Annotated in this window: 24 protein-coding genes and 2 pseudogenes; 13 read left to right on the top strand and 13 right to left on the bottom strand. The window is 67.8% G+C overall.

Annotated elements, in window-relative coordinates:
• Positions 1-143: 143 nt before the first annotated feature.
• The 3 genes from QP166_RS09045 to QP166_RS09035 all read right to left on the bottom strand — a co-directional run bounded on the left by QP166_RS09045 (position 144) and on the right by QP166_RS09035 (position 4,756).
• Positions 144-2,324 carry a sodium-translocating pyrophosphatase gene (locus QP166_RS09045; RefSeq protein WP_333915620.1) on the bottom strand — a complete coding sequence of 727 codons (2,181 nt, stop codon included), beginning with the start codon at positions 2,322-2,324 and terminating at the stop codon, positions 144-146.
• A gap of 79 nt (positions 2,325-2,403) precedes the next feature.
• Positions 2,404-3,282: a thiamine-phosphate kinase gene (gene thiL / locus QP166_RS09040; RefSeq protein WP_333915619.1), complete on the bottom strand. Its 879-nt coding sequence runs from the start codon at positions 3,280-3,282 to the stop codon at positions 2,404-2,406.
• A gap of 412 nt (positions 3,283-3,694) precedes the next feature.
• The gene (locus tag QP166_RS09035) at positions 3,695-4,756 is read right to left on the bottom strand and encodes a DUF2332 domain-containing protein (protein WP_333915618.1); all 1,062 of its coding nucleotides are present in this window, start codon (positions 4,754-4,756) and stop codon (positions 3,695-3,697) included.
• 46 nt (positions 4,757-4,802) lie between these two features.
• Between QP166_RS09035 and hisG the strand changes: the two genes are divergently transcribed.
• Together hisG and hisD are read left to right on the top strand one after the other, a co-directional pair.
• Positions 4,803-5,468, top strand: coding sequence for an ATP phosphoribosyltransferase (gene hisG / locus QP166_RS09030; protein WP_443027200.1), 666 nt, complete (start codon positions 4,803-4,805; stop codon positions 5,466-5,468).
• Positions 5,465-6,760 carry a histidinol dehydrogenase gene (gene hisD / locus QP166_RS09025; protein WP_333915617.1) on the top strand — a complete coding sequence of 432 codons (1,296 nt, stop codon included), beginning with the start codon at positions 5,465-5,467 and terminating at the stop codon, positions 6,758-6,760. The genes hisG and hisD overlap by 4 nt, the downstream gene beginning before the upstream one ends.
• 41 nt (positions 6,761-6,801) lie before the next feature.
• Here the strand turns inward: hisD and QP166_RS09020 are convergent, their stop codons facing one another.
• Positions 6,802-7,317 (bottom strand): YciE/YciF ferroxidase family protein, encoded by a 516-nt coding sequence (locus tag QP166_RS09020; RefSeq protein WP_333915616.1) that lies wholly within the window; start codon positions 7,315-7,317, stop codon positions 6,802-6,804.
• 135 nt (positions 7,318-7,452) lie between these two features.
• On the opposite strand from QP166_RS09020, the gene nusB reads away from it, so the two are divergent.
• A complete protein-coding gene (gene nusB, locus QP166_RS09015) occupies positions 7,453-7,908 on the top strand; it encodes a transcription antitermination factor NusB (protein ID WP_333915615.1) in 456 nt (151 codons plus the stop codon).
• A 2-nt stretch (positions 7,909-7,910) separates the two neighbouring features.
• Complete coding sequence (locus QP166_RS09010) at positions 7,911-8,090, top strand: DUF4169 family protein (protein WP_333915614.1); 180 nt, start codon at positions 7,911-7,913, stop codon at positions 8,088-8,090.
• On the opposite strand, the gene QP166_RS09005 is transcribed toward QP166_RS09010, so the two are convergent.
• The gene (locus QP166_RS09005; protein WP_333915613.1) at positions 8,077-8,979 is read right to left on the bottom strand and encodes a pirin family protein; all 903 of its coding nucleotides are present in this window, start codon (positions 8,977-8,979) and stop codon (positions 8,077-8,079) included. The two genes, QP166_RS09010 and QP166_RS09005, sit on opposite strands and share 14 nt — an antisense overlap.
• Positions 8,980-9,085: 106 nt before the next feature.
• Here QP166_RS09005 and QP166_RS09000 point away from each other — a divergent pair, with 106 nt between their 5' ends.
• Entirely contained in the window at positions 9,086-9,445 is a 360-nt protein-coding gene (locus QP166_RS09000; protein WP_333915612.1) for a hypothetical protein, read from the top strand.
• A gap of 214 nt (positions 9,446-9,659) precedes the next feature.
• Here the strand turns inward: QP166_RS09000 and QP166_RS08995 are convergent, their stop codons facing one another.
• The 5 genes and pseudogenes from QP166_RS08995 to QP166_RS08975 all read right to left on the bottom strand — a co-directional run bounded on the left by QP166_RS08995 (position 9,660) and on the right by QP166_RS08975 (position 14,742).
• Positions 9,660-10,331, bottom strand: coding sequence for a TIGR02117 family protein (locus QP166_RS08995; RefSeq protein WP_333915611.1), 672 nt, complete (start codon positions 10,329-10,331; stop codon positions 9,660-9,662).
• A 16-nt stretch (positions 10,332-10,347) separates the two neighbouring features.
• On the bottom strand, positions 10,348-11,292 hold the full coding sequence (locus QP166_RS08990) for a 50S ribosomal protein L11 methyltransferase (protein WP_333915610.1): 945 nt from the start codon (positions 11,290-11,292) through the stop codon (positions 10,348-10,350).
• A pseudogene (locus tag QP166_RS08985) lies at positions 11,282-11,979 on the bottom strand (SDR family NAD(P)-dependent oxidoreductase). The gene QP166_RS08990 and the pseudogene QP166_RS08985 overlap by 11 nt, the downstream one beginning before the upstream one ends.
• 28 nt (positions 11,980-12,007) lie before the next feature.
• The gene (locus QP166_RS08980; protein WP_333915609.1) at positions 12,008-13,357 is read right to left on the bottom strand and encodes a methyl-accepting chemotaxis protein; all 1,350 of its coding nucleotides are present in this window, start codon (positions 13,355-13,357) and stop codon (positions 12,008-12,010) included.
• Between the two features lie 26 nt (positions 13,358-13,383).
• On the bottom strand, positions 13,384-14,742 hold the full coding sequence (locus tag QP166_RS08975) for a methyl-accepting chemotaxis protein (RefSeq protein ID WP_333915608.1): 1,359 nt from the start codon (positions 14,740-14,742) through the stop codon (positions 13,384-13,386).
• A gap of 180 nt (positions 14,743-14,922) precedes the next feature.
• On the opposite strand from QP166_RS08975, the gene sdhC reads away from it, so the two are divergent.
• The 4 genes from sdhC (at position 14,923) to QP166_RS08955 (ending at position 18,339) form a co-directional block, all read left to right on the top strand.
• Positions 14,923-15,348: a succinate dehydrogenase, cytochrome b556 subunit gene (gene sdhC, locus QP166_RS08970; protein ID WP_333915607.1), complete on the top strand. Its 426-nt coding sequence runs from the start codon at positions 14,923-14,925 to the stop codon at positions 15,346-15,348.
• Positions 15,348-15,725, top strand: a complete 378-nt coding sequence (gene sdhD / locus QP166_RS08965) for a succinate dehydrogenase, hydrophobic membrane anchor protein (RefSeq protein ID WP_333915606.1) — start codon at positions 15,348-15,350, stop codon at positions 15,723-15,725. Before sdhC ends, sdhD begins: the two co-directional genes overlap by 1 nt.
• Positions 15,725-17,530: a succinate dehydrogenase flavoprotein subunit gene (gene sdhA / locus QP166_RS08960; protein ID WP_333915605.1), complete on the top strand. Its 1,806-nt coding sequence runs from the start codon at positions 15,725-15,727 to the stop codon at positions 17,528-17,530. The genes sdhD and sdhA overlap by 1 nt, the downstream gene beginning before the upstream one ends.
• Positions 17,531-17,766: 236 nt before the next feature.
• Positions 17,767-18,339, top strand: a complete 573-nt coding sequence (locus tag QP166_RS08955; protein WP_333915604.1) for an ATP-dependent Clp protease proteolytic subunit — start codon at positions 17,767-17,769, stop codon at positions 18,337-18,339.
• Positions 18,340-18,342: 3 nt separating this feature from the next.
• Here the strand turns inward: QP166_RS08955 and QP166_RS08950 are convergent, their stop codons facing one another.
• Positions 18,343-18,936 (bottom strand): J domain-containing protein, encoded by a 594-nt coding sequence (locus QP166_RS08950; RefSeq protein ID WP_333915603.1) that lies wholly within the window; start codon positions 18,934-18,936, stop codon positions 18,343-18,345.
• 45 nt (positions 18,937-18,981) lie between these two features.
• Here QP166_RS08950 and QP166_RS08945 point away from each other — a divergent pair, with 45 nt between their 5' ends.
• Both QP166_RS08945 and QP166_RS08940 read left to right on the top strand, forming a co-directional pair.
• Positions 18,982-19,251 (top strand): BolA family protein, encoded by a 270-nt coding sequence (locus QP166_RS08945; protein WP_333915602.1) that lies wholly within the window; start codon positions 18,982-18,984, stop codon positions 19,249-19,251.
• Complete coding sequence (locus tag QP166_RS08940) at positions 19,248-19,958, top strand: glutathione S-transferase (protein ID WP_333915601.1); 711 nt, start codon at positions 19,248-19,250, stop codon at positions 19,956-19,958. The genes QP166_RS08945 and QP166_RS08940 overlap by 4 nt, the downstream gene beginning before the upstream one ends.
• 21 nt (positions 19,959-19,979) lie before the next feature.
• Here QP166_RS08940 and QP166_RS08935 read toward each other — a convergent pair whose 3' ends face one another.
• Both QP166_RS08935 and QP166_RS08930 read right to left on the bottom strand, forming a co-directional pair.
• Complete coding sequence (locus QP166_RS08935; protein WP_333915600.1) at positions 19,980-20,426, bottom strand: DUF3597 domain-containing protein; 447 nt, start codon at positions 20,424-20,426, stop codon at positions 19,980-19,982.
• Positions 20,423-21,559, bottom strand: coding sequence for a hypothetical protein (locus tag QP166_RS08930; protein WP_333915599.1), 1,137 nt, complete (start codon positions 21,557-21,559; stop codon positions 20,423-20,425). The genes QP166_RS08935 and QP166_RS08930 overlap by 4 nt, the downstream gene beginning before the upstream one ends.
• Positions 21,560-21,864: 305 nt before the next feature.
• Between QP166_RS08930 and QP166_RS18985 the strand changes: the two are divergent.
• Both QP166_RS18985 and QP166_RS08925 read left to right on the top strand, forming a co-directional pair.
• Positions 21,865-22,170, top strand: a pseudogene (locus tag QP166_RS18985) (AlbA family DNA-binding domain-containing protein); the annotation flags it as partial.
• 6 nt (positions 22,171-22,176) lie between these two features.
• On the top strand, positions 22,177-22,617 hold the full coding sequence (locus tag QP166_RS08925) for a hypothetical protein (RefSeq protein ID WP_333915598.1): 441 nt from the start codon (positions 22,177-22,179) through the stop codon (positions 22,615-22,617).
• The last annotated feature ends 3 nt before the right edge of the window (positions 22,618-22,620 follow it).

Below are 22,620 nucleotides of genomic sequence, written 5' to 3'. Positions count from 1 at the left end.
TCGCCAGGGAACGGCCTGGGACATTTATGATCCACCATCTCCGCAGAGGTCCGCGGAAGCGGGGTTCCAGAAACGCCGGTCCCGCGACTTATCGAAGGATCGCGCGTCTGGATCCCCGCCTTCGCGGGGATGACGAAGGCGCGTCAGCCGTGGCCGGCCAGCGCCGCCAGCAGCAGCAGCGCGACGATGTTGGTGATCTTGATCATCGGATTGACCGCCGGGCCGGCGGTGTCCTTGTACGGATCGCCGACCGTGTCGCCGGTCACCGCGGCCTTGTGCGCCTCCGAGCCCTTGCCGCCGTGGTTGCCGTCTTCGATGTACTTCTTGGCATTGTCCCACGCGCCGCCGCCGCTCGTCATCGACAGGGCCACGAACAGCCCGGAGACGATCACGCCGAGTAACATCGCGCCGAGCGCCGCAAAGCCGCTCGCCTGCCCGTCGACCGCGCGGACGATGAAGTAGAGCGCGATCGGCGAGAGCACCGGGAGCAGCGACGGGACGATCATCTCGCGGATCGCCGCGCGGGTGACGAGGTCGACCGTGCGGCCGTAATTGGGGCGGCTGGTGCCCTGCATGATGCCGGGATTTTCGCGGAATTGTTCGCGGACTTCCTCGACGACCGCGCCCGCGGCGCGGCCGACTGCGGTCATCCCGAAGGCGCCGAACAGATAGGGGAGCAAGGCACCGAGCAGCAGCCCGACGATCACGTACGGATTGCTCAGCGAGAAATCGACGGTGAGGTCGGGGAAGTAGGTCTTGAGGTCGGTGGTATAGGCGCCGAACAGCACGAGGGCCGCCAAGCCTGCCGAGCCGATCGCATAGCCCTTGGTCACCGCCTTGGTGGTGTTGCCGACCGCGTCGAGCGCGTCGGTCCGCTCGCGGACCTCGTCCTCCAGCCCGGCCATCTCGGCGATGCCTCCGGCATTGTCGGTGACAGGACCGTAGGCGTCGAGCGCGACGACCATCCCGGCGAGCGCGAGCATCGCGGTCGCAGCGAAGGCGATGCCGATGATCCCGGCAAGCTTGTAGGCGGCGATCACCGCGATCACGATCACCAATGTCGGCAGCGCGGTCGCCTCGAGGCTGATCGCGAGGCCCTGGATCACGTTGGTGCCGTGGCCGGTCTCGCTGGCCTTGGCGATGGACTTGACCGGGCGGTAATTGGTGCCGGTGTAATATTCGGTGATCCAGACGATCAACCCGGTGACGGCGAGGCCGATCATCATGCACCAGAACAGATCGGTGCCGGTGAACGCCATTGCGGCGGGAACGCCGGCGACCGCCGCATCGGCGCCGCCGGTGGTGATCGCGTCGAACGCGGCGTCCCGGTCGGCGTCGAGGAAACCGGCGCCGCCGATCACCGCATTCATGTCGCCGAGCGTCCATTGCGTCACCGCCCAGATCGCGGGCACCGACAGCAAGGCCGAGGTCCAGAAGCCCTTGTAGAGCGCGCCCATGATCGAGCCGCGCCCGAGCCGGACCATATAGGTGCCGATGATCGAGGTGATGATGCACACGCCCCCGATCGCGAGCGGCAGGCTCATCAGGCGCATCAGCTCGGCGGGGCTCGCCTGGATCAGCAGCGCGATCGACACCATCGTCACGCCGAGCGTCACGACATAGGTTTCGAACAGGTCGGCGGCCATGCCCGCGCAATCGCCGACATTGTCGCCGACATTGTCCGCGATCACCGCGGGGTTACGGGGATCGTCCTCGGGGATGCCGGCCTCGACCTTGCCGACCAGATCGGCGCCGACGTCGGCGGCCTTGGTGAAGATCCCGCCGCCGAGCCGCGCGAAGATCGAGATCAGCGACGCGCCGAACGCCAGCGCGGTGAGCGCCTCGATGATCGCACGATCGTTGGGGAGCAGGCGGGAGGGACCGGTGAGGTACCAGAAGAACAATGCGATCGCGAGCAGACCGAGCCCGGCGACGAGCATGCCCGTGACCGCGCCGGAGCGGAACGCCATCGTCAGCCCGCCCTGCAGCGATCCGCGCGCCGCCTCGGCAGTGCGCACGTTGGCCCGGACCGAGATGTTCATGCCGACGAAGCCCGCGAGCCCCGACAACAGCGCGCCGATGACGAAGCCGATCGTCGACAGCGTGCCAAGGGTGGCAAAGAGCACGATCGCGACGACAACGCCGACGATCGCGATGGTGGTATATTGCCGCCCGAGATAGGCGCGAGCGCCTTCCTGGATGGCGGCGGCGATATCCTGCATCCGCTCGTTGCCCGGCGAAGCGGACAACACCTGTCGACTGGTCACGAAGCCATAGAGTACGGCGATTAGGCCGCAGACGATGGCAAGATAGACGATCGTCATGCCCTTCATCCCTCCTTGTGGCGCGTCCGGTCTGTCGCCGGTACGTCGCGCGGGGAGTGGAGGCTAACAGGTGGCGGCGTCAGCGCAACCCGTGCTGGTAACCGAGCGACACGGGGAGCGGGATGATCCGCTTATCCTGGGTCAACGTCAGGCCGGTGCCGGGCGCGAAGGTGCCGACGCGGGTGGCGGGAACGGGCAGTGGCTGATCGGCGGGGGCGGCGAACAGCAGCTCGTAATCGTCGCCCGCGGTGGCGGCGGCGAGCGGATCGGTGACGCCGGGGGCCAGCGGGACGGCGGCGAGGTCGATCGTGATCGCCAGACCGCTGGCGACGGCCATGCGCGCGGCGTCGATCAGCAACCCGTCGGACACGTCCATCATCGCGTTGACCCGCGGGGCGAGCGCGCGACCTTCGGTAAGGCGCGGGACGGGGCGGCGATAGCGGGCGAGCAGCGTCGGGTCGCCGGTGCCGGCTTGGGCGATGGCGAGCCCGGCACCGGCATCGCCGATCGTGCCGGTGACGTAGAGCGCGTTGCCGGCCCGTGCGCCAGAACGCGGTGGGGCGGGGGCGTCGCGGCCGAAGGCGGTGACGGTGAGGATGCGCGGGGCGTTGGCGGGGAGCGTGACGGTGTCGCCGCCGAGGAGCGGGCAGGCGAGGGTGGTGAGTACCTCGGCGAGGCCGTCGAGGAAGGCGGTGTCCCATGTCGCGTCGCGGAGCGGGTAGTTGAGGAGGATACCCTCGACGATCGCGCCCTTGGCAGCGAGGTCGGAGAGGTTGGTGGCGACGAGCTTCCACGCGATGTCCTGCGGGGGGTCCGTGGGGAGGAAATGGATGCGCTCGACCAATGTGTCGGTGGTGATGGTGAGGTTGGCGAGGGTGGCGGTGTCGTCGTTCAGGGCGCCTGCGCCCGGGTGAAGCGGAAGCGAGCGGAGGCGGGCGAGGAAGTCGGCTTCGTTCATTTGTTTAGCGCTCGCCTGCTGCTGTCATCTCCGCGGAGGCGGGGATCCAGACGCGCGGGTATGGCGATAGAAGCGCGAGGTCCGAGGTTGTGGATTCCCGCCTTCGCGGGAATGACGGAGGGGTGGGTGGGAACGGCGAAGTGTATGCCCCCGACCAGGGTGCCGGTCATGATGGTGCGGCTGGCGAATGTGGCAGTGTCGTTGGCAAGCCCGCCTGCGTCCGACTGGGGCAGCGGCGTGCGGAGGCGGGCGGGGAAGTCGGCTTCGGTCATTTGATTACCGCTCGCCTGCTGCCGTCGTCCCCGCGAAAGCGGAGATCCAGACACGCAGGTTCAGCGATAGAGGCGACAGGTCCGAGGTTCTGGATTCCCGCCTTCGCGGGAATGACGGGGTGTTGAACAGGGATGCCGGCTCACTCATAGGCACCGCGGCGCATGACATAGTCGCGGGTTTCGTATGGCGCAGGCAGCCCCTCGACCCACGTGCCATGCGCATGGGTGAGCGCGACCAGGTGCATCGGCTGGTTGGACGGCCAATATTGCACGCGCACCTCGTGGCGGTGGAGGTCGCGGTTGGGCTCCATCATCACCCAGCCGAGTGGGCGATCGTGCGTAGCGCGCGCGCCGGCTTCGGCCATCGCGGCCCGGATGCGTCTGCGCGACGCGGCGGGGAGATACTGCCAGACGACCGAATGCATCAGGACGCGCGCGACGCCTTGTTCCTGCGGCTCGGCCAGGCGTGCCTCGACCCAGTCGGCGGCGTCGCCCTGCACCAGATCGACCGGGCGGGCGCGGACCAGGTCGAGTGCGGTGGCGAGCCGGGCGAGGCGTTCGTGATTGTCGACCCAGACATAGCCGGCGAGCCGCTCGGCCTGCGCCGGGTCGCGGATGTCGACCGGGGCGATATCGACGCCGCGCGTGCGCTCGATCGCGATCGGTGCGGCGGGCGGCGGCGGGCCGCGCCAGGCGGGAACGATCGCGAGCGGCGAGTCGGCGGGGCCGACGCGGACCCCGCCGAGATCGAAGTGCATCCGATCGATCAGCAGGTTGAGCCCGGCGCTGGAGCCGATCTCGAGTATCTCGACGCGCGGGCCGAGCGTGGCGGCGACGTGGAGCAGCCCGGTCATCAGCCCCGCCGACCGCTGCGCCTCGTTGGTCTGCGGCGGTCCGTCGAGCCAGGGCAGCAACGTGGCGTCGTAGGTGGCGAGGATCGTCGCCAGCATCGCATCGTCGGCGGCGAAGGGGTTTGCAACGCCGCGGCGGGCGAGCGCGTGGAGCCCGCCGACGATGCGCAGCACGGTCGCATCGGCGACCGGCTCCCCCGGCCAATCGAGCAGCCGTGCGCCGACCACGGTGTCGCGGGTCAGCACGCGGGCGAGCGCGCGGCACAGCGCGGCGGTTTGCGGCGCGGCCATCGCGTCGCAATATTGCGCCTGGACCTCGAAGGCGGCGCGGTTGGTGGACTCGTCTGCCATGCGCGCCTCATTGCGCCGGTCGCGGTGCCTTCGTAAAGCCGCGCGCATGTCCGAGCCGCCCATCCCCAACCCGATCGTCATCGCCGTTCCCAAGGGGCGCATCCTCGAAGAAGCCCTGCCGCTGCTCGCACGCGCCGGGATCGTCCCCGAGCCGGCGTTCGGTGACCCGCAGAGCCGCGCGCTGCGTTTCCGCACCGATCGCGACGGGATCGAGCTGATCCGCGTCCGCGCCTTCGACGTCGCGACGTTCGTTGCGCATGGCGCGGCGCAATTGGGGATCGTCGGATCCGACGTGCTCGCCGAGTTCGACTATGCCGAGCTGTATGCGCCGGTCGACCTGAATATCGGCCATTGCCGACTGTCGATCGCCGAGCCGGCCGACATGGCCGCCAACGACGATCCGCGCGGGTGGAGCCATGTGCGCGTCGCGACGAAATATCCGCACGTTACCGCGCAGCATTTCGCGCGCGCCGGGGTGCAGGCGGAGTGCATCAAGCTGAACGGTGCGATGGAGCTGGCGCCCACCCTCGGGCTGGCGAGCCGCATCGTCGATCTGGTGTCGTCGGGCAAGACGTTGAAGGAAAACGGTCTGGTCGAGGTGGAGCGGATCATGGAGGTGTCGGCGCGGCTGATCGTCAATCGTGCGGCGATGAAGACGCGTGCGCATGTCTTCCCGTTGGTCGAGGCGTTTCGCGCGGCGGTGGCGGCATGATCCGGCTCGACACGCGCGATGGCGATTTCGCCAGCCGTTTCGATGATCTGGTCGATGCACGGCGCGAGGCGGCGAGCGATGTCGCGCGCGACGTGGCGACGATCGTGCGCGCGGTGCGCGACGACGGAGATGCGGCGCTGCACGCCTTTACGCAGAAGCTCGACCGGCACGACCTGAACGAGACGGGGTGGCGGGTCGATGCGGCGGCCTGTGCGGCGGCGTTCGAGGGGCTGGAGCCGGAGTTGCGCGCGGCGCTGGAACTCGCCGCGACGCGCATCCGCGCCTATCACGAGAAGCAGCGACCCGAGGACGTGAGCTTCACCGATGCCGCCGGGGTCCGGCTGGGCGCGCGGTGGCGCGCGGTGGATGCGGCGGGTGTGTACGTGCCCGGCGGTCGAGCGGCCTATCCCTCGACCTTGCTGATGAACGCGATTCCGGCGCGGGTCGCGGGGGTCGAGCGGCTGGTGGTGGTGACGCCGACGCCGGATGGTGAGGTCAATCCGCTGGTGCTGGCTGCCGCGCATCTGGTTGGTGCGGACGAAGTGTGGCGGGTCGGCGGTGCGCAAGCGGTCGCGGCGCTGGCGTATGGGACCGAGCGGATCGCGCGGGTCGATGTCGTGACCGGACCGGGCAACGCCTGGGTCGCGGAGGCCAAAAGGCAGGTCTATGGCGTGGTCGGGATCGACATGGTCGCCGGGCCGAGCGAGATCGTCGTCGTGGCGGATGGCGCGAACGATCCGGAATGGATCGCCGCCGACCTGCTTAGCCAGGCCGAGCATGACACGACGACGCAGTCGATCCTGTTCGCCGATGATACCGCTTTTGCCGATCGGGTGGCGGAGGCGGTCGAGCGGCAGTTGCAGGCGCTGCCGACGCAGGCGGTGGCGCGGGTGGCGTGGGAGGACAATGGCGCGATCGTGATCGTACCGACGCTGGAAGCGGCGATGCCGCTGGTCGACCGGCTCGCGCCCGAGCATGTCGAACTGGCGTGCAACGATCCGCAGGCGCTGTTCGACTTGCTGCGGCACGCTGGGTCGGCCTTCATGGGGCGACATACGCCGGAAGCGATCGGTGACTATGTCGCGGGGCCGAACCATGTGCTGCCGACCGGACGGCGCGCGCGGTTCTCGAGCGGGCTGGGAGTGACCGATTTCATGAAGCGGACCAGCTTCTTGCAGCTCGATGAGACGGCGTTGAACGAGCTGGGGCCGGCGACGATCGCGCTGGCGCGGGCCGAGGGGCTGCCGGCACATGCGCAGTCGGTGGCGTTGCGGATCCGAAGCAATCGGTAGGCAGCCGTCGCCCCTTCGCAGGCAGGGGCGACGGCATCTACTTACGCGCTGGCGAGTTCGGCCTTTTTGTTCACCTTCTTCTCGGCGAGCGTCGTCAGCTTGTCGTCGGTGGCCTTTTCCTCGTCGAGCGTCGCCTGGAGCAGCGAGACGACATTGGCGTGGCCGAGCTGTTTGGCCCAGGCGATCAGCGTGCCGTAGCGCGTGATCTCATAATGTTCGACCGCCTGCGCCGAGGCGATCAGCGCGGCGTCGAGCACCGCCTTGTCGGCGATCTCGCCCGCGACTTCGTTGGCTTCCTTGATGATGCCGTCGATCGCCGGGCAGGTGACCGCCTTCGCCTTATGGTCGAGCGCCTCGAACACCTGCTCCAGCCGCGCGATCTGGCCTTCGGTTTCGCGCAGATGCGTTTCGAAGCCCTTCTTCAGCTCGGGCGCAGTCGCCTTGTCGATCATCTTCGGCAGCGCCTTGGTGATCTGGTTCTCGGCATAATAGACGTCCTGCAACTGGTGCAGGAACAGGTCCTCGAGCGTCGCGATATCCTTGGTGAACAGGCCCATGTGCCATCTCCTCGGGTGAAGTTACCCGCGACGAACGAGAGGCCCGCCGGAGCGTTGCGAACAATCTCGCTGATCGAGGTCAAAGGCGCGGCAGGGGGTGACGAACGCGCGGCAAGCGACTATGGCGCGCGGCCTATGTCCCGCACCGCTGCTCGTACCAAGGCCCGCGCCGCCGCGCGCCTCGCCGCCATCCAGGCGCTCTATCAACATGAGATGGAGGGCACTGCCGTCCCCGTGCTGCTCCACGAATTCCACCAGCACCGGCTGGGCGCGACGATCGAGGAGGTCGAATATGCCGAGGCGGACGTCGCGTTCTTCGACGATCTGGTGAAGGGCGTCACCGCGCGTGCCGGTGAGATCGACATGCTGGTCGAGGCCAAGCTGAGCGCCGGCTGGACGCTGGAGCGGCTCGACAAGCCGATGAAGGCGATCCTGCGCGCGGGCACCTATGAATTGCTGGCGCGCGCCGACGTGCCGGTCGGGGCGGCGATCAGCTCCTATGTCGATGTCGCGCATGCTTTCTATCAGAAGCGCGAGGCCGGGTTCGTCAACGGCCTGCTCGATGCGATCGGCAAGCAGGTGCGCGCCTGACAATGGGCGAGATCGTCTCCTTGAAGCAGGCGCGCAAGACGAAGGCGCGCGCCGCAAAGGAGATGCAGGCCGCCGCCAACCGGGCCGTCTTCGGGCGGACCAAGGCGCAGAAGGCCGCCGACGCCACCGAGCAGGCGCGCAAGGTTGCGCTGCTCGATGGCGCCAAGCTCACGGATAGCTGACGGTCTTCGGCACCTCGGGGAGCGGGATCCACTCGCTGTCATTGGGGACGCTGGCGAATTCGCCCGCCTTCCACGCGCGCTTGGCCTCGCGGATCGCGTCGCGCGACGAATGGACGAAGTTCCACCAGACATGCCGCGGGGTCGCGAACGCCGCGCCGCCCGCCAGCATCGCGCGGCCCCCTGTCTTCGAAAAGAGCGTCGCGGCCACGCCGGGGCGCAGCACGTAGAGACGCTGGGGTTCGAGCGCGAGGCCGTCGAGCGTCGCATCGCCGCTGGCCAGATAGATGGCGCGCTCGTCGGTGCTGTCGTCGATCGGCACCGCCGCGCCGGGGGCGAGCACGATGTCGGCGTAGATCGTCTCGGCATAGGCCGTCACCGGCGAGGTGACGCCCCACAGGGATCCCATCACCACGCGCGCGGTGGCCCCGTGCGCGTCGATGACGGGCATCTTCTCGGCGGCGACATGCTCGAAAGCCGGGGCGCGATCCTCCTGCCCGTCGGGGAGCGCGAGCCACGTCTGAATGCCGTCGAGCCGCGGGCCGTCGACGCGAACGTCATCGGGCGAGCGTTCGGAATGAACGATCCCCGCGCCGGCGGTCATCAGGTTCACCGCGCCGGGGGTGATGCGAATGTCGCTGCCGAGCGAGTCGCGATGCTGGAACGCGCCCTCGAACAGATAGGTGACGGTCGACAGGCCGATATGCGGGTGCGGTCGTACGTCGACGCCGTTGCCGGGCGGCAAGTGCGCGGGCCCCATCTGGTCGAAGAACAGGAAGGGGCCGACCATCGTGCGATCGCGGTGCGGCAAGGTGCGATAGACCTTGAAGCCGCCAAGGTCGTGGGTGGCGGGCTCCAGCGTCTGCAGCACCAGATCGTCGCGGGTCGACATGCGCTTCCTCCGTCAGCGTTTCTCGCCGCTTAGCAGCGAAGGCGCGCGCGGGCGAGCATGCAGCGCTTGCGGGAACGCAGATGCGGATGGAGGGGTTGGAGCGGGCATGAGCAAGAAAAAGCAGCAGCAATCGCGCGCCGTGAAGGCGCAGGAAGCCCGGCGGACGCGGGCAATCGTCGCGGCGAGTGCGGTCGGCGCGGTGATCGCCGGTATCGGCGCGGCATTCGGCATGGGGTGGCTCGATCGCTTCCTGCCGACGGGTAATGCCGAGCATGACGCGCCTGATCTCGCCGCCGATGCGCCGACGCCCGGGTCGACGCGCGCGCCCGAGGCGTTCCGTCCCGATCCGACCGCGCCGGTGCCCGCGTCGGAGCGCGAGGGGCTGCGGCCGGCGACCGGGCCGGCGCCGACGCTGTCGGCGACGCGTGGCGAGATGGCGAACCAGACGGGGTCGTCGAACGGCTGAGGGGTGATCGGCGCCGACCCTCGTGTTGGCTCCGTTCGTCATTGCGCGCGCAGCGATGCAATGCCGGAAGCATGGTCGGCTCTCGGGGTGGTTTACGGCGCCTGCGCGTTCCTGCGAACGCAGGAACCCAGCGCCGGATAGTACAACGCCCGATACTCTGGGCTCCTGCGTTCGCAGGAGCACGGCTCGTTACGAATAGGATTTTTGATCGAGTCTAGCCCGTTGCGCGCTCGAACCATTGCATCACCGATGCCGAGAAGGGCGTCCACCAGCCGATCTTGACCCCGGCATCCGCAAGGCGGTCCCCCGTCCACGCATTGCAGGTCCGCAGCGCGTCGTACCGGCCCGCGCCGGGATAGAAGGCGTCGTACCCGGCATAGCCGCGGATCGCCGGACCGCTGGCGCGGCTGGCGCGGATCGCGGTGGCGAGGCGGCGATATTCGTCGGGGCGGAGCACGACGGCTCGTACGTCCCTCGTCGCCTGTGGGCGGGGGATATGCTCGACGTGGAGCAACGTCTCGTCGCTGCCGAATGCCGCGTGCAGAACGGTGACCGGGCGCACGTCGGACCATGTCGGGGTGCCGAGGAAGAAGTTTCTTTCGCCCCAGCCGATCGCGACGTGGTCGTTCGCGGCAAAGCGTGGGTCGGGGAGATCGGCAGCGGGAAAGTCGCTGCGCCAGTCGATGCCGGCGGCGACCTTGGGCATGACGATCCCGGTGTGGACGCCATTGTCCTCGATCCAGATCGTCACGCCGCCCGTCGTCGGCGCATGCCAGTCGCGATTGCGCGGGATCGTCGAGAGTGCGGTGCCGGCGAGCAGATAAACGAACGCGACGATCGCGAGCACGCCGAGCGCGCGTGCCGCGATCGTCGCGAGCCGCTTCAAAGCGCGCGGCACCGCGTCACAGGTCGAGCGCCCAGCCGTCGCGGCCCTTGGGATCGATCGGGCGGGTGGGGACGTAGCGCTCGGTACCGGCGGTGAGCCGCAGGATCGACCAGTCACCACGGCGATCGACCGCCTCGACCGTGCAGCCGCAGGCGGTGAAAGCGCGCTCGACCTCGGCGCGCTGCGTTTCCAGCAAGCCGGCGAGCACGATCGCGGCGTGCGTCGTGGCGATCGCGGCAACTTCCGGCGCCATCGAGATCAGCGGTCCGGCGAGGATGTTGGCGATCAGCAGATCGTAGGGCGCACGCGCGGCGATCGCTTCCGACAGCGCGCCGTCGGCGACGATCAGTTCGATGCCGTCGACCTGGTTCGCCGCCATGTTCTCGCGGGTGACCTCGATCGCGGCGGGGTCGATGTCGGTGGCGGTGATCGACGCAGCGGGCCAGAGATGCGCGGCGGCGAAGGCGAGCAGGCCGGTGCCGGTGCCGAGATCGATCGCGTTGGTGATGGTGTGGTCGGCCAGCCCGTCGAGCATCGCGAGGCAGCCCGAAGTGGTGGCGTGGTGTCCGGTGCCGAACGCCTGCCCCGCATCGATCAGGAACGCGCGACCGCCTTCGGGCGTGTCGACCGGGTGCGAGCTGGTGTGGACGACGAAGCGGCCCTCGCGGATCGGCTCGAGCCCGGCCTGGCTCATCGTCACCCAATCCTGTGCGGTGAGCGGGGTGACGGTCGGCGCGGTGCCGGCGGCGCTGGGGACAAGCACGGCGAGCGCGGCGAGCATCGTGGCATCGGGCTCATGCTCGCAATAGGCGTCGAGCCGCCAATGCTCGCGATCGTCCTCGACTTCCTCGGTGGTCATAAGCACCGCGTCGATCGCGAGATCGTCGGCGGCGTCGATCGCCTCCGCCTCGGCGCGGGTGCAGGGCAGGGTGACGCGCCAGCTGTCGATATCAGCGGACATAGCTGGCTCCGTTGATGTCGAGGACCGCGCCGGTCATCGACGGAGGGGCGTCGATCGCGCAGAAGCGCGCGAGCGTCGCGACTTCCTCCGGCTGCGCGACGCGGCCGAGCGGGATGTCGGCGAGCAATTTGTCGCCGCCGCGGCTGGCGAGATAATCGTCGGCCATGCCCGTCATCGTGAAACCGGGGCAGATCGCGAAGGCGAGGATGTTCTGCGCCGCATATCCGCGCGCGATCGTCTTGGTCATCGCGACCAGCCCGGCCTTGGCGGCGGCATAATGCCAGTGCGCGGGGAGTCGCCGCGATAGGCGGCGCGGCTGGCGACGTTCACCAGCCGCCCGCCGCCATTGCCCTGCCAATGGCGAACGGCGTGGCGCGACAGCTGCGCGGCGGCGGTGAGGTTGATGCGCTGCGTCCGCTCCCAGCCGGCCAGCCAGTCGGCATCGTCGCCATCGAGCGGATTGGCCTCGAATACGCCGGCGTTGTTGATGAGGACGTCGATCCGCCCGTCGAGCCGCTCCAGCGCTTCGGCCCAGAGCGCGTCGGGGGCGGCCGGGTCGTCAAAGTCGGCGGCGATGCCGCTGGTGGTGCCCTGTCCGGCGACCACCACGTCGGGGATCGCGGCCAGCGCTTCGGCGATCGCGGCACCGATGCCGCGGCTGGCGCCGGTGATGAGGATGTTCGTCATGGCGCCGTCTGTAACGACGCCGCGGCGATCAGGCTACGTTGGCGAAGTCGTCCGCCTGCGTGCGCAGCGTTTCGAAGCGCTGGGCGATCATCTCGAACGACTGGCCGAGCGACTCGACCTCGCCCGCGACGATCTGCGTTCCTTCCTGGATCGCGGCGATCGTATGCGACATCGAGTCGGCGGTGAGCGCGGTCTGGTCGACCGCGGCGGTGATCGCGGTGACGGTGCGCGCCTGTTCGAACATCGAATCGTTGATCTGCGACGCGGCGCCGCGAAGTTGCTCGATACTGGTCTGGATCGAGGCGGATTTCTCGACCGTGACGCGGGTGGCGGCCTGGATCGCGGCGATCTTGGCGGCGATATCGTCGGTGGCGCGCGCGGTCTGGTTGGCGAGGCTCTTCACCTCCTGCGCGACGACCGCGAAGCCGCGGCCGGCATCACCGGCGCGGGCGGCCTCGATCGTCGCGTTGAGGGCGAGCAAATTGGTCTGTCCGGCGATGTCGCGGATCAGCCCGAGGATCGACTCGATCGACTTGGCGTGTTCGTCGAGCGCGGCGGAGGCGGCGACTGCGCCCTCCGCCTGGTCGGTCGCGGCGGTGAGCGTCTGGGTCGCGACCTGCATGTCGCGCTGGACGCTGCCGATCGCGTTGATGAGGCCGGCGGCGGTCGAGGCGGCGTCGCGCATCGCGAGCGCCGACTGCTCCGCGGCGACCGAAACCTCGCGCGTCTTGTCGATCATGCCGCTCGCCGCACCGCCGGTGGAGCGCGCGCGGTCGCGCACCACCCGCCCGCGCGCCGCGATCGCGTCGATGCCCGTGCCGATCCGGGTACGGAACGCCGCAGCGTGCTCGGCGCGCTGGGTGCGCGCGCGGGTCACGCCGATCACGCAGAGCTGTGTGGTCAACAGGTCGGATTCGAGCATCGCCAGCCGCAGCAACGCGTTGCCGAGCCGCAGCAGCCGCGCCGTGTCGTCGCCGACCGCCGCAGCGACGATCTCGGTCGTGCGGCAATGCGCGGCCGAGAGGCCGGACAACAGCGCGGTCAGCGGGATGCCGGCAGCCTGCGATTCGTTGACCTGCGCGACGACCATCTCCCGCCACGCGACGCTGAGCGGTTCCTGGTAGCGGAGCCGGGTGTAGCCGATCGCGGCCTCCACGCGCCTCTGACGCTTGGCCGGGGACAGGTCGCGAACCGCCGCGGGGACGGTCGCCCGGGACGCCAGATGGTTCCAGAACGTCACCGCGATCTCGGCCCATGCGTCGTGCTCGGTGAGGAGCGTCGCGATCTCCGCGCAGCTCGCCAGGATGCGACCGTCGGGGTCGAAGTCGCGTGCGCGCTCGGCGAGCGGGCGCACGTCGTGGTGGACGAACGAGTTCATCTTGGACGTTCCCCAGGCGTCAGGTGTCAGGCGGCGACGCGGGTCGCGAAATTCCCGGCGCGGGTGTCGAGGTCGCCAAGGCGGCTGGCCAGCGATTCGAAGCCGGTGCCGAGCTGGTCGATCTCGCTGGCGACCGCTTCGGTGTCGGTGCGGATCGTCGCGATCGTGTGCGACATCGAGTCGGCGGCCAGCGCGGTTTCGTCGACCGCGGCGGTGATCGCCGTGACCGTCTGCGCCTGCGACTCCATCGCGTGGCGGATGCGCGTCGCAGAATCCTGGACCTCGGCGACGGTGTTGCGGATCGAGGCCGAGGTGTCGACGGTGACGCGGGTGGCTGCCTGGATCGCGGCGATCTTGGCGGCGATATCGTCGGTGGCGCGCGCGGTCTGGTTGGCGAGGCTCTTCACCTCCTGCGCGACGACCGCGAAGCCGCGGCCGGCATCACCGGCGCGGGCGGCCTCGATCGTGGCGTTAAGCGCGAGCAGATTGGTCTGTCCGGCGATGTCGCGGATCAGCCCGAGGATCGACTCGATCGACTTTGCGTGGTCGCTGAGCGCGCCCGAGACGGTCACCGCGTCGCCGGCCTGCGAGGCGGCGCGGGTGGCGATGTCGGCGGCGACCTCTACCTCGGCGCGCGCATCCTCGATCGCGCGGATGAGCCCGGCAGCGGTGGAGGCGGCGTCGCGCATCGCGACCGCGGATTGCTCGGCAGCGGCGGCGACCTCGCTGGTCTTGCCCAGCATGCCGCGCGCCGACGAGGAAGCGACCGACGCCTGTGAGCGCAGGCTATGCCCCTCGTGTGTGGTCGCCTCGACGGTCACCGCGATTTCGTTGCGGAAATCGGCGGCGAGCTTGTCGCGTGCGCCCTGCGCGCTGTGCGTCGTATAGATCGAATAGATCGCAACGGTGAGTTCACCCTCCAGCGCCGACAGTCGCATCAGCGTGTCGATCAGCATCGGCAGGCGGGGATCCTCGCGCGGCAGCGCCGCCATCAGCACGCCCAAGGCGGCACGATCGCTGGCGCTGATCATCGCCAGCAGCGCCATCGGCGAGACGCTCGCGGCATAAGCGGAGGCGACCGAACGCTCGATCGACTCGACCCACGCCCGCTCGCGCGTGCGCAGGAAGCGGTTTTCGAGGAAGGCGACCCCGAGGTCGATCATCCGCTCGTTCTCATAGGATGCATGGTTGGCCGTGGTGCCGAAACAGCGCTTCCAATGCGACCAATAAGCGTCCGCGATGGTGCGCGCCTGCGGGCGCAGCGTCTCCCACGCGTCACGCGCGGCGCGCGTAAGCTCGCCGTCCAGATCGAACACGTCGAAACGTGCATTGAGGTCCAGCGCGGCGGCGACGGATCCGATCGGTGGCAAATCGTTGGGCAACATCTGCTCCGTACAGTAATTGGTTCGGGCATCGGACTAACAACCATCCCTTAACAGCGGGTTAGGGACCGGACCCGACTTTGGCGGGCTGGCGGCGACCGCCGAGCTTGCATCGCGTTCGCCGCGGACGCATAGACCCCCGCAAACTCGCCAGCACCGGCCCACATTCAAGGAATTTCGCGCTTGGCCTCGAAACCCGCCCGCCCGCGCAGCCCGCACCTGTTCAGCGGTCCCATGCAATTGCACTATCGCTGGAGCCCGGCGATGACCGCGTCGATCATGCACCGCGTGACCGGCGACGGGATGGCGACCGTCGGTACGCTGTTGCTGGTCTGGTGGCTGGCCGCGATCGCCGCGGGCCCTGCAGCCTATGGCGTGTTCCTCGACGTGTTCACTACCTCCACGGGCGCGCTGAACATCCTGGGCTGGATCGTCGGCGTCGGGCTGACGTGGTCGCTGTTCCAGCATATGATGAGCGGTATCCGCCATCTGGTGATGGACACGGGCGCCGCGTTCGAACTGAAGGTGAACCAGCGGCTGGCGCTGCTGACCTTCGTCGCATCGACGCTGCTGACGATCGCGTTCTGGCTTTATCTGGGGGTCAAGTAATGGGTACCGAGATCGGCCGCGTCCGCGGGCTGGGCAGCGCCGGGCACGGCGCGCACCATTGGTGGCACCAGAAGCTGACCGCCGGCACCAATTTCCTGCTGATGGTCTGGCTGCTCGCGTCGATCGCGTCGCTGCCGTCCTATGACCATGCGACCGTGCGGCTGTGGCTGCATTCGGCATGGGCCGCGATCCCGATGGCGCTGCTGATCGCGTCGGTCTTCTATCACTTCCGCCTCGGCCTGCAGGTGGTGATCGAGGATTATGCGCATAAGGAAAGCCGTTTCGTGCTGACCGTCCTCGTCAATGTCTTCACGCTGGCGACCGCCGGCACCGCCATCTTCTCGATCCTCAAGGTCGCTTTCGGAGCCACCGCCTGATGTCCGCCGACGCTTACAAGATCATCGACCACACCTATGACGCCGTCGTCGTGGGTGCGGGCGGCTCGGGCCTGCGTGCCACGATGGGCATCGCCGAGAGCGGCCTGAAGACCGCCTGCATCACCAAGGTGTTCCCGACCCGCAGCCACACCGTGGCGGCGCAAGGCGGCATCGCGGCCTCGCTGGGCAACAACACGCCGGACCATTGGTCCTGGCATATGTTCGACACCGTCAAAGGCTCCGACTGGCTCGGCGACCAAGACGCGATCGAATATATGGTGCGCGAGGCACCCGCCGCGGTCTACGAGCTGGAGCACGCCGGCGTGCCGTTCAGCCGCAACGACAACGGTACGATCTACCAGCGGCCGTTCGGCGGCCACATGCAGAACATGGGCGAAGGCCCGCCGGTGCAGCGCACCTGCGCCGCCGCCGATCGTACCGGCCATGCGATGCTGCACGCGCTGTACCAGCAGAGCCTGAAGTATGACGCGGACTTCTACGTCGAATATTTCGCGCTCGACCTGATCATGGAAAACGGCGAGTGCCGCGGCGTGATCGCCTTGTGCATGGAAGACGGTTCGATCCACCGCTTCCGCGCCCATGCCGTCGTGTTGGCGACCGGTGGCGGCGGGCGCGTCTACCAGTCGGCGACATCGGCGCACACCTGCACCGGCGACGGCAACGGCATGGCGCTGCGTGCGGGCCTGGCGTTGCAGGACATGGAGTTCGTGCAGTTCCACCCGACCGGCATCTATGGCGCGGGCGTGCTCATCACGGAGGGCGCACGCGGCGAGGGCGGTTACCTGACCAACTCCGAAGGCGAGCGGTTCATGGAACGCTATGCGCCGTCCGCCAAGGACCTGGCGAGCCGTGACGTCGTCGCGCGCTCGATGGCGATGGAGATGCGCGAGGGGCGCGGCGTCGGCAAGGACAAGGACCACATCTACCTCCACCTCGACCATATCGATCCCAAGGTGCTGCACGAGCGGTTGCCCGGAATTACCGAGACGGGGAAGATCTTCGCGGGCGTAGACCTGACGCGCCAGCCGCTGCCGGTGACGCCGACGGTCCATTACAACATGGGTGGCATCCCGTGTAACTATCACGGCGAGGTCGTGCGGCTGAAGGACGGCGATCCGGACTCGGTGGTTCCTGGGCTGTTCGCGGTCGGCGAGGCGGCGTGCGTGTCGGTACACGGCGCGAACCGGCTCGGTTCCAATTCGCTGATCGATCTCGTGGTGTTCGGGCGCGCGACGGGCTTGCGCCTCAAGGAGATGCTCAAGCCGAACACGCCGCACAAGCCGCTGCCCAAGGGCTCGGAGGAGATGGCGCTCGGCCGGCTCGACCATTTCCGCAACGCCAAGGGTGGCACGCCGACCGCCAAGCTGCGCGCCGAGATGCAGCGGACGATGCAGCGCCACTGTGCGGTGTTCCGCGACAGCGCGTTGCTGCAGGAGGGCGTCGGCAAGATCGAGGCGATCTATCAGGGCATGAACGATGTCAGCGTCGCCGATCGCTCGCTGGTCTGGAACACCGATCTGGTCGAGACGATGGAACTCGACAATCTGATTGGCCAGGCGGTCGTGACGATGAAGAGCGCCGAGAACCGCAAGGAAAGCCGCGGTGCGCACATGCACGAGGACTTCCCCGAGCGCGACGACTCGAACTGGATGAAGCACACGATCACCACCTTCGACGGTTGGGGCGGCAAGGGTGGCGCGACCGCGATCGATTATCGTCCGGTGCACGATTACACGCTCACCGACGATGCCGAATATATCAAGCCGAAGAAGCGCGTTTACTGATCCCTGCGCCCCGGCCTTGAGCCGGGGCCTCGCTTCCTTCGTCCATTCGCCAGAAGAAGCGGGACCCCGGGTCAGGCCGCGGGTGCTGAATTGGATTCGGTGTAGCGCTCCACAGATTGGCGCGATCAAACCGGACTTGGGAAAGAGCGTGTGCCGAATGACACGCTCCACCTACCGTATCGCCGCGATGTAGGACAGCGGCGGAACCCTGACGGTGCTCGCGGCTTGAGCGCGGCATGACCGAAAACCACAACGCCAGTTCGTACCCGCTGCTCGCGGTGCCGCACATCCAGCTCCACGGCACCGTGGACGATATGATGTACGCCAATTTCAAGGACCAGCTCGCCACCGTGCCGGGCGAGGGACCGATCGTCGTGTCGATCACGACGCTGGGCGGCGATCCGGAAATGGCGCGGGCGATGGGCGATACGATCCGGCTGCTGCGGGAATATACGGGTCGTGAGGCGCTGTTCCTCGGCAAGGTCGCGGTCTATTCGGCGGGGGCGACGTTCATGTCCGCCTTTCCGGTCGACAAGCGGTTCCTGACGCGGAACTCGCGGATCATGATCCACGAGCGGTTGATGGATTCGACCATCAAGCTGTCAGGCCCGCTCAACACGCTGGCGCCGGTGCTCAAGGCCAAGCTCAACGAGATCGAGGACTCGATCCGCATCCAGGAAGAAGGGTTTGCGGATCTGGTGCGCGGGAGCAAGGTGTCGCTCGACGACCTCAAGGAGCGTGCGCCGAACAATTGGTATATCGAGGCGACCGAGGCGCGTGACCTCGGGCTGGTGCTCGACATCATCTGATCGTCACGCGAAGGCCGGTGCGCGGCGAAGGTGCTGATAGGCGGTGATGACCTTGCGAAGCGCCGCCTCGTGCGTGCGGTCGCCGCCGTTGCGATCGGGGTGATAGCGGCGGACGAGTTCCGAATAGCGTTTGCGCAGCGCACTGCGATCGGCGTCGGACGGTAGCCCGAGCGTCTCCAGACTGCGGCGATCTTCCAGCGACAAGGGACGGCCGTTCGCTTTCGAGGGTGCGCGCGCATATTTCGCGCCGATCGCGTCGAGCGGATCGGTGAAGTCGGCCCAGCGCGGCCCTTGATCGCCCATCCGCGTGCGGGAGAAGGCACGCGTCTCGCCTTCCCATCCCGCCAGCGGGCGCTGCGCCTGATGGATCTCGTCGGCGGTCATGCCGTCGAAGTAATTATAGCCCGCGTTGAACGCCCGGACGTGGTCGAGGCAGAACCAGCGGAAGCGCGGCGGGCCGTCGTGTGCGCCGGCGCCTTCGAGCGGAGGCGCGCGGAACTCGCCCGGCTCGGCACAGCCGGGATGCGCGCACGGCCGTTCCGAGTCCGCCACCCGGCCATGGAAACGCGTATGGGGTCGATCGTTCTGGGGCTTCACCACTCACTCGTCGCTTGACGCACAAAGGGCGCTATATGGGGTCGCATGACTGACATCGCCACCTTGATCACCGCGCGGCTGACCGCCGCGCTCACCCCGACCCGGCTCGAGGTCCTCAACGAAAGCGCGCAGCATCGCGGGCATCTCGGCGACGACGGGACGGGCGAGAGCCACTTCCGCGTCATCGTCGAGAGCGCGGCGTTTGCCAGGCAGTCGCGGGTCGCGCGGCAGCGGCTCATCAACCACGCGCTCGCCGATCTGCTCGCCGAGCGCATCCATGCGCTCGCCATCCAGGCCAAGGCGCCCGGCGAATGACGTACGACCTGTGGTATTGGCCGACGATCCAGGGGCGCGGCGAGTTCGTGCGGCTGGTGCTGGAAGCGGGCGGCATCGCCTATCGCGACCGGGCGCGGGACGACGGGGCGGAGGCGATGTTGCGCGACATGGCGGCGCGGGGACCGCGCGCGCCGTTCGCGCCGCCATATCTGGTCGCGGACGACATGACCGTGGCGCAGGTCGCCGACATCGTGCTGTTCCTGCAGGACCGGCATGGCCTCGGCCCGCGCGACGCGGCGACGCGGTACTGGCTGCACCAGTTGCAACTGACCGTCGCCGATCTGGTCGCGGAGGTTCATGCGGTGCATCACCCGGTCGATCCGATGGCCTATTACGACGAGCAACGCGCCGAGGCGTTACGGACGGCGGCGCAGTTCCGCGACGCGCGCCTGCCCAAGTTCCTCGACCATTTCGAGGCGGCGCTGGGGGCGGAGACCGGTCCGTTCGTGGCGGGCGAGGCGTGGAGCGGGGTCGACACGGCGTTGTTCCAGATCGTCGCAGGGCTGCGCTACATGTTCCCGGGGCGGATGGCGGCGCTGGCCGGGGACTATCCGCGGATGGCGGCGCTGCACGACACGGTCGCGGCGCTGCCGGCGGTCGCGGCCTATCTGGCGAGCGAACGGCGGGTGGCGTTCAATACCGACGGCATCTTCCGCCATTATCCCGAGCTGGACGGCGACGATTGATCGCCGCCGTCCGGCTGGCCGTCAGTCCTTGAGCGCGGCGGGCACCGTGCCGCCGCTCTTCTCCAGCTCGCGCATCACCGCCTTGTGGAGCCAGATGTTCATCTCCGCCGAGCCGTCCTTCGCGCCGCTATAGCCGAGTTCGGTGGCCAGTTCCTTGCGGTTGGCGAGGCTGGAGTCGAGATCGAGCAGCTTCATCAGATCGACGATCGACGTCCGCCAATTGAGATCGGGGTTGCCCTTCTGGTGCGCGATGCCGGTGAGCACCGCCTCGACATCGACCGGCTGCTGCGGCGTGGCGGCTGCGGGCGCAGGGGCGGTGCTGGGGGCGGCGGCGGGCGGCGCGCCGGGTGCGGTCGACCCCGTGGGTGCGGGGGCCGCGGCGGGCGCGTCCTTCTTGCCGCCGAACTGTCCGCCGAGCGGGCCGTGGTCGCCGAAGATCGCCTTCTTGATCGCGCCGAAGATGCTCATTTCGCTTGGCTCCTGTGTGGTGAGTGCTGCGGGGGCAACGTCGCCGGGCGGGGAAGGTTCAGGCGAGTAAGGCTCAGGCGGGGCGGGGGGTCGGCGCGCGCGCGGAACCATGCGTCGCGTTCGCGGGTGAGCTGCGCGACCAGCCCGCGGTCGCTGTCATCGGGCGGGTCGCCCATCAGCGCTTCCTCGGCATCGGTCAGCGAGCGTTCGTAATCGGGATCGGCGGGATCGCCTTCCTCGATACCGAGGAAGTCCGGGGGCGGCGGGAAGAAGGTGCGCCAGTCCTGTGCCTGGTCGTCCCACCACACCGGGTCGGCGGGCGGGGCCGAATGTTGCGAATGTTGAGACGCCGGCGGGGGTGACGCGAGGGCGGATGGGGCGGCGAAGGCGACCAGCCCGGCGGCTTCGGCGCGCGTCCATTGCTCGGCGGTCCATCGCGCGCGCTGCGTCGGGTCGAGATCGTCGACCGGCACATCGGCGGCGCTGGCGTGACCGGTGCGCGCGAAGCGGTCCGCGGCGGCGAGCGCGTAGAGCGGGGCGAGATCGGTGGCGCTGGCGCCGTCGGCATCGAGCGCGCCGCTGCGCTGCGCGAGGAACAGCCCGGCGCGCGCGGCACCGCCATCTTGCGGGACGAGATCGAGATAGGCGTCGAAGTCCTGCGCGACGAGCCGCGCGGCCTTCACGTCGGTGTCGGGGGCGGCCTCCACCTGCCGGTCGAGGCGGGCGAGCAGGCTCATCGCGAGGCGGTTGTCGTGGCGGTGGCGGGTGACGACCGAGCCGTCGGCGCGGGTGTAGGTGTCGGTATGGCCGTCGAGCGCGCGGACCATCAGCGTCTCGGCGACGACCTCCCGCGCGACGAGCGACGCGGCGCGCCAGCCGAGCGCAAAGGCCGCGCCCTTGGCGGTGCGGCGGAAGGCGTAGGCGGAGGTGGCGGACAGGCCGACGTGCGCGCAGGCGGCGTCGACGCCGTGGCCCTCGGCGATCGCCTCGAGGAAGGCGCGCTGGTTGGTGGCGGACCAGCCGTCGTGGCGGCGGGATTGGGTGGTTTCGGCTGGGGCGGGGAGGACTGGAGGCGGCGTCGTGGCCCGGCGGGCGGGGGCGGTGATGCCTTCCATCGGGGTCATGACGGTCATGTGCGGTGTCCTCCTGCGGAAAGGGTGCGGGAGGGTGGCTTTTGTTGGAGGGTGTAGGACAGCGCAGATAGCCAAATTGTTTGGCTGTCTTAACCTCTAGCCGATGCAGCATTTACTTCGCGGCGTTACTAACGCAAGATCTCGTTTCTCTGACCTCGTACTCGAGGTGGCGGCATTGGATTTAGCATTGTGACTGAACCCGTCCTCTTGGCAGATCGCATTCGAACGTCGATTGAACTCGGTGAGAGCCATTTTCGTGAATTTAAAAGCGCTCTTTAAGGCCCCCAGATTCGAAACGTGCTCGATCGCGAAAAGAGATCGCAAAAGATATCTGTAGCACCCTCGTCGGATTTGCAAATGCCGATGGAGGGACTCTGCTGGTTGGTGTTGAAGACGATGGCAAAGTAACAGGCCTGAAACATTCGGATGAGGACGAAAATTATCTAAGATCGTGCTGGAAAGATGGGGTTCATAAAAAAACCCCTCTTGGAGAGGTTCAAGTTGGAAAAATAGATGAAGGCGGAAAGGAGGTGCTTTACTTTTACATTCCGAAGAGCGTTGCGTACGTTCATCAGACCTCCGATGGCCGCTGTCTCCAGCGAAGGGACCTTGAGACGGTGCCAATAAGTGTTGAAGAAATTCAATATACCAGAGCTGAGCGAATTTCTCAAGAATATGACCGGGCCTTTGTTGATAACGCCACCGTAAATGATTTAAATCCCACAGCGTTGGAGGCTTTGGCAAATCAAATATCAAAAGGTACATCAAAAGAAAAGTGTCTTCAATTTCTTGGCCTTGCCGATTTTGCTAGTGGAACTCTTCGTCTTAGGCGCGCTGCGCTTTTGCTTTTCGCAATTGACGTGACGAGGTGGCATCCTCGCTCACAGATAAGAATTCTTAGAGTTGCGGGCACAAGGCTAGAGACGGGTGAGCACTACAATGTTTACTCTGAGGATCAGGTTCAAGGCAATGTAGTAGAGATTGTAGAGACAGCTTGGGATAAGCTGAGACCATATCTTGTTCAGACAAAACTTAGTCATAGTGCGCGTTTCGAATAAAGG

Origin of the sequence: Sphingomonas sp. LR60, from assembly GCF_036855935.1 — a bacterium.
GTDB lineage: Bacteria > Pseudomonadota > Alphaproteobacteria > Sphingomonadales > Sphingomonadaceae > Sphingomonas.
The sequence above is the reverse complement of the archived record's forward strand: the minus strand, read 5'-3'. Positions and strand labels throughout refer to the sequence as shown.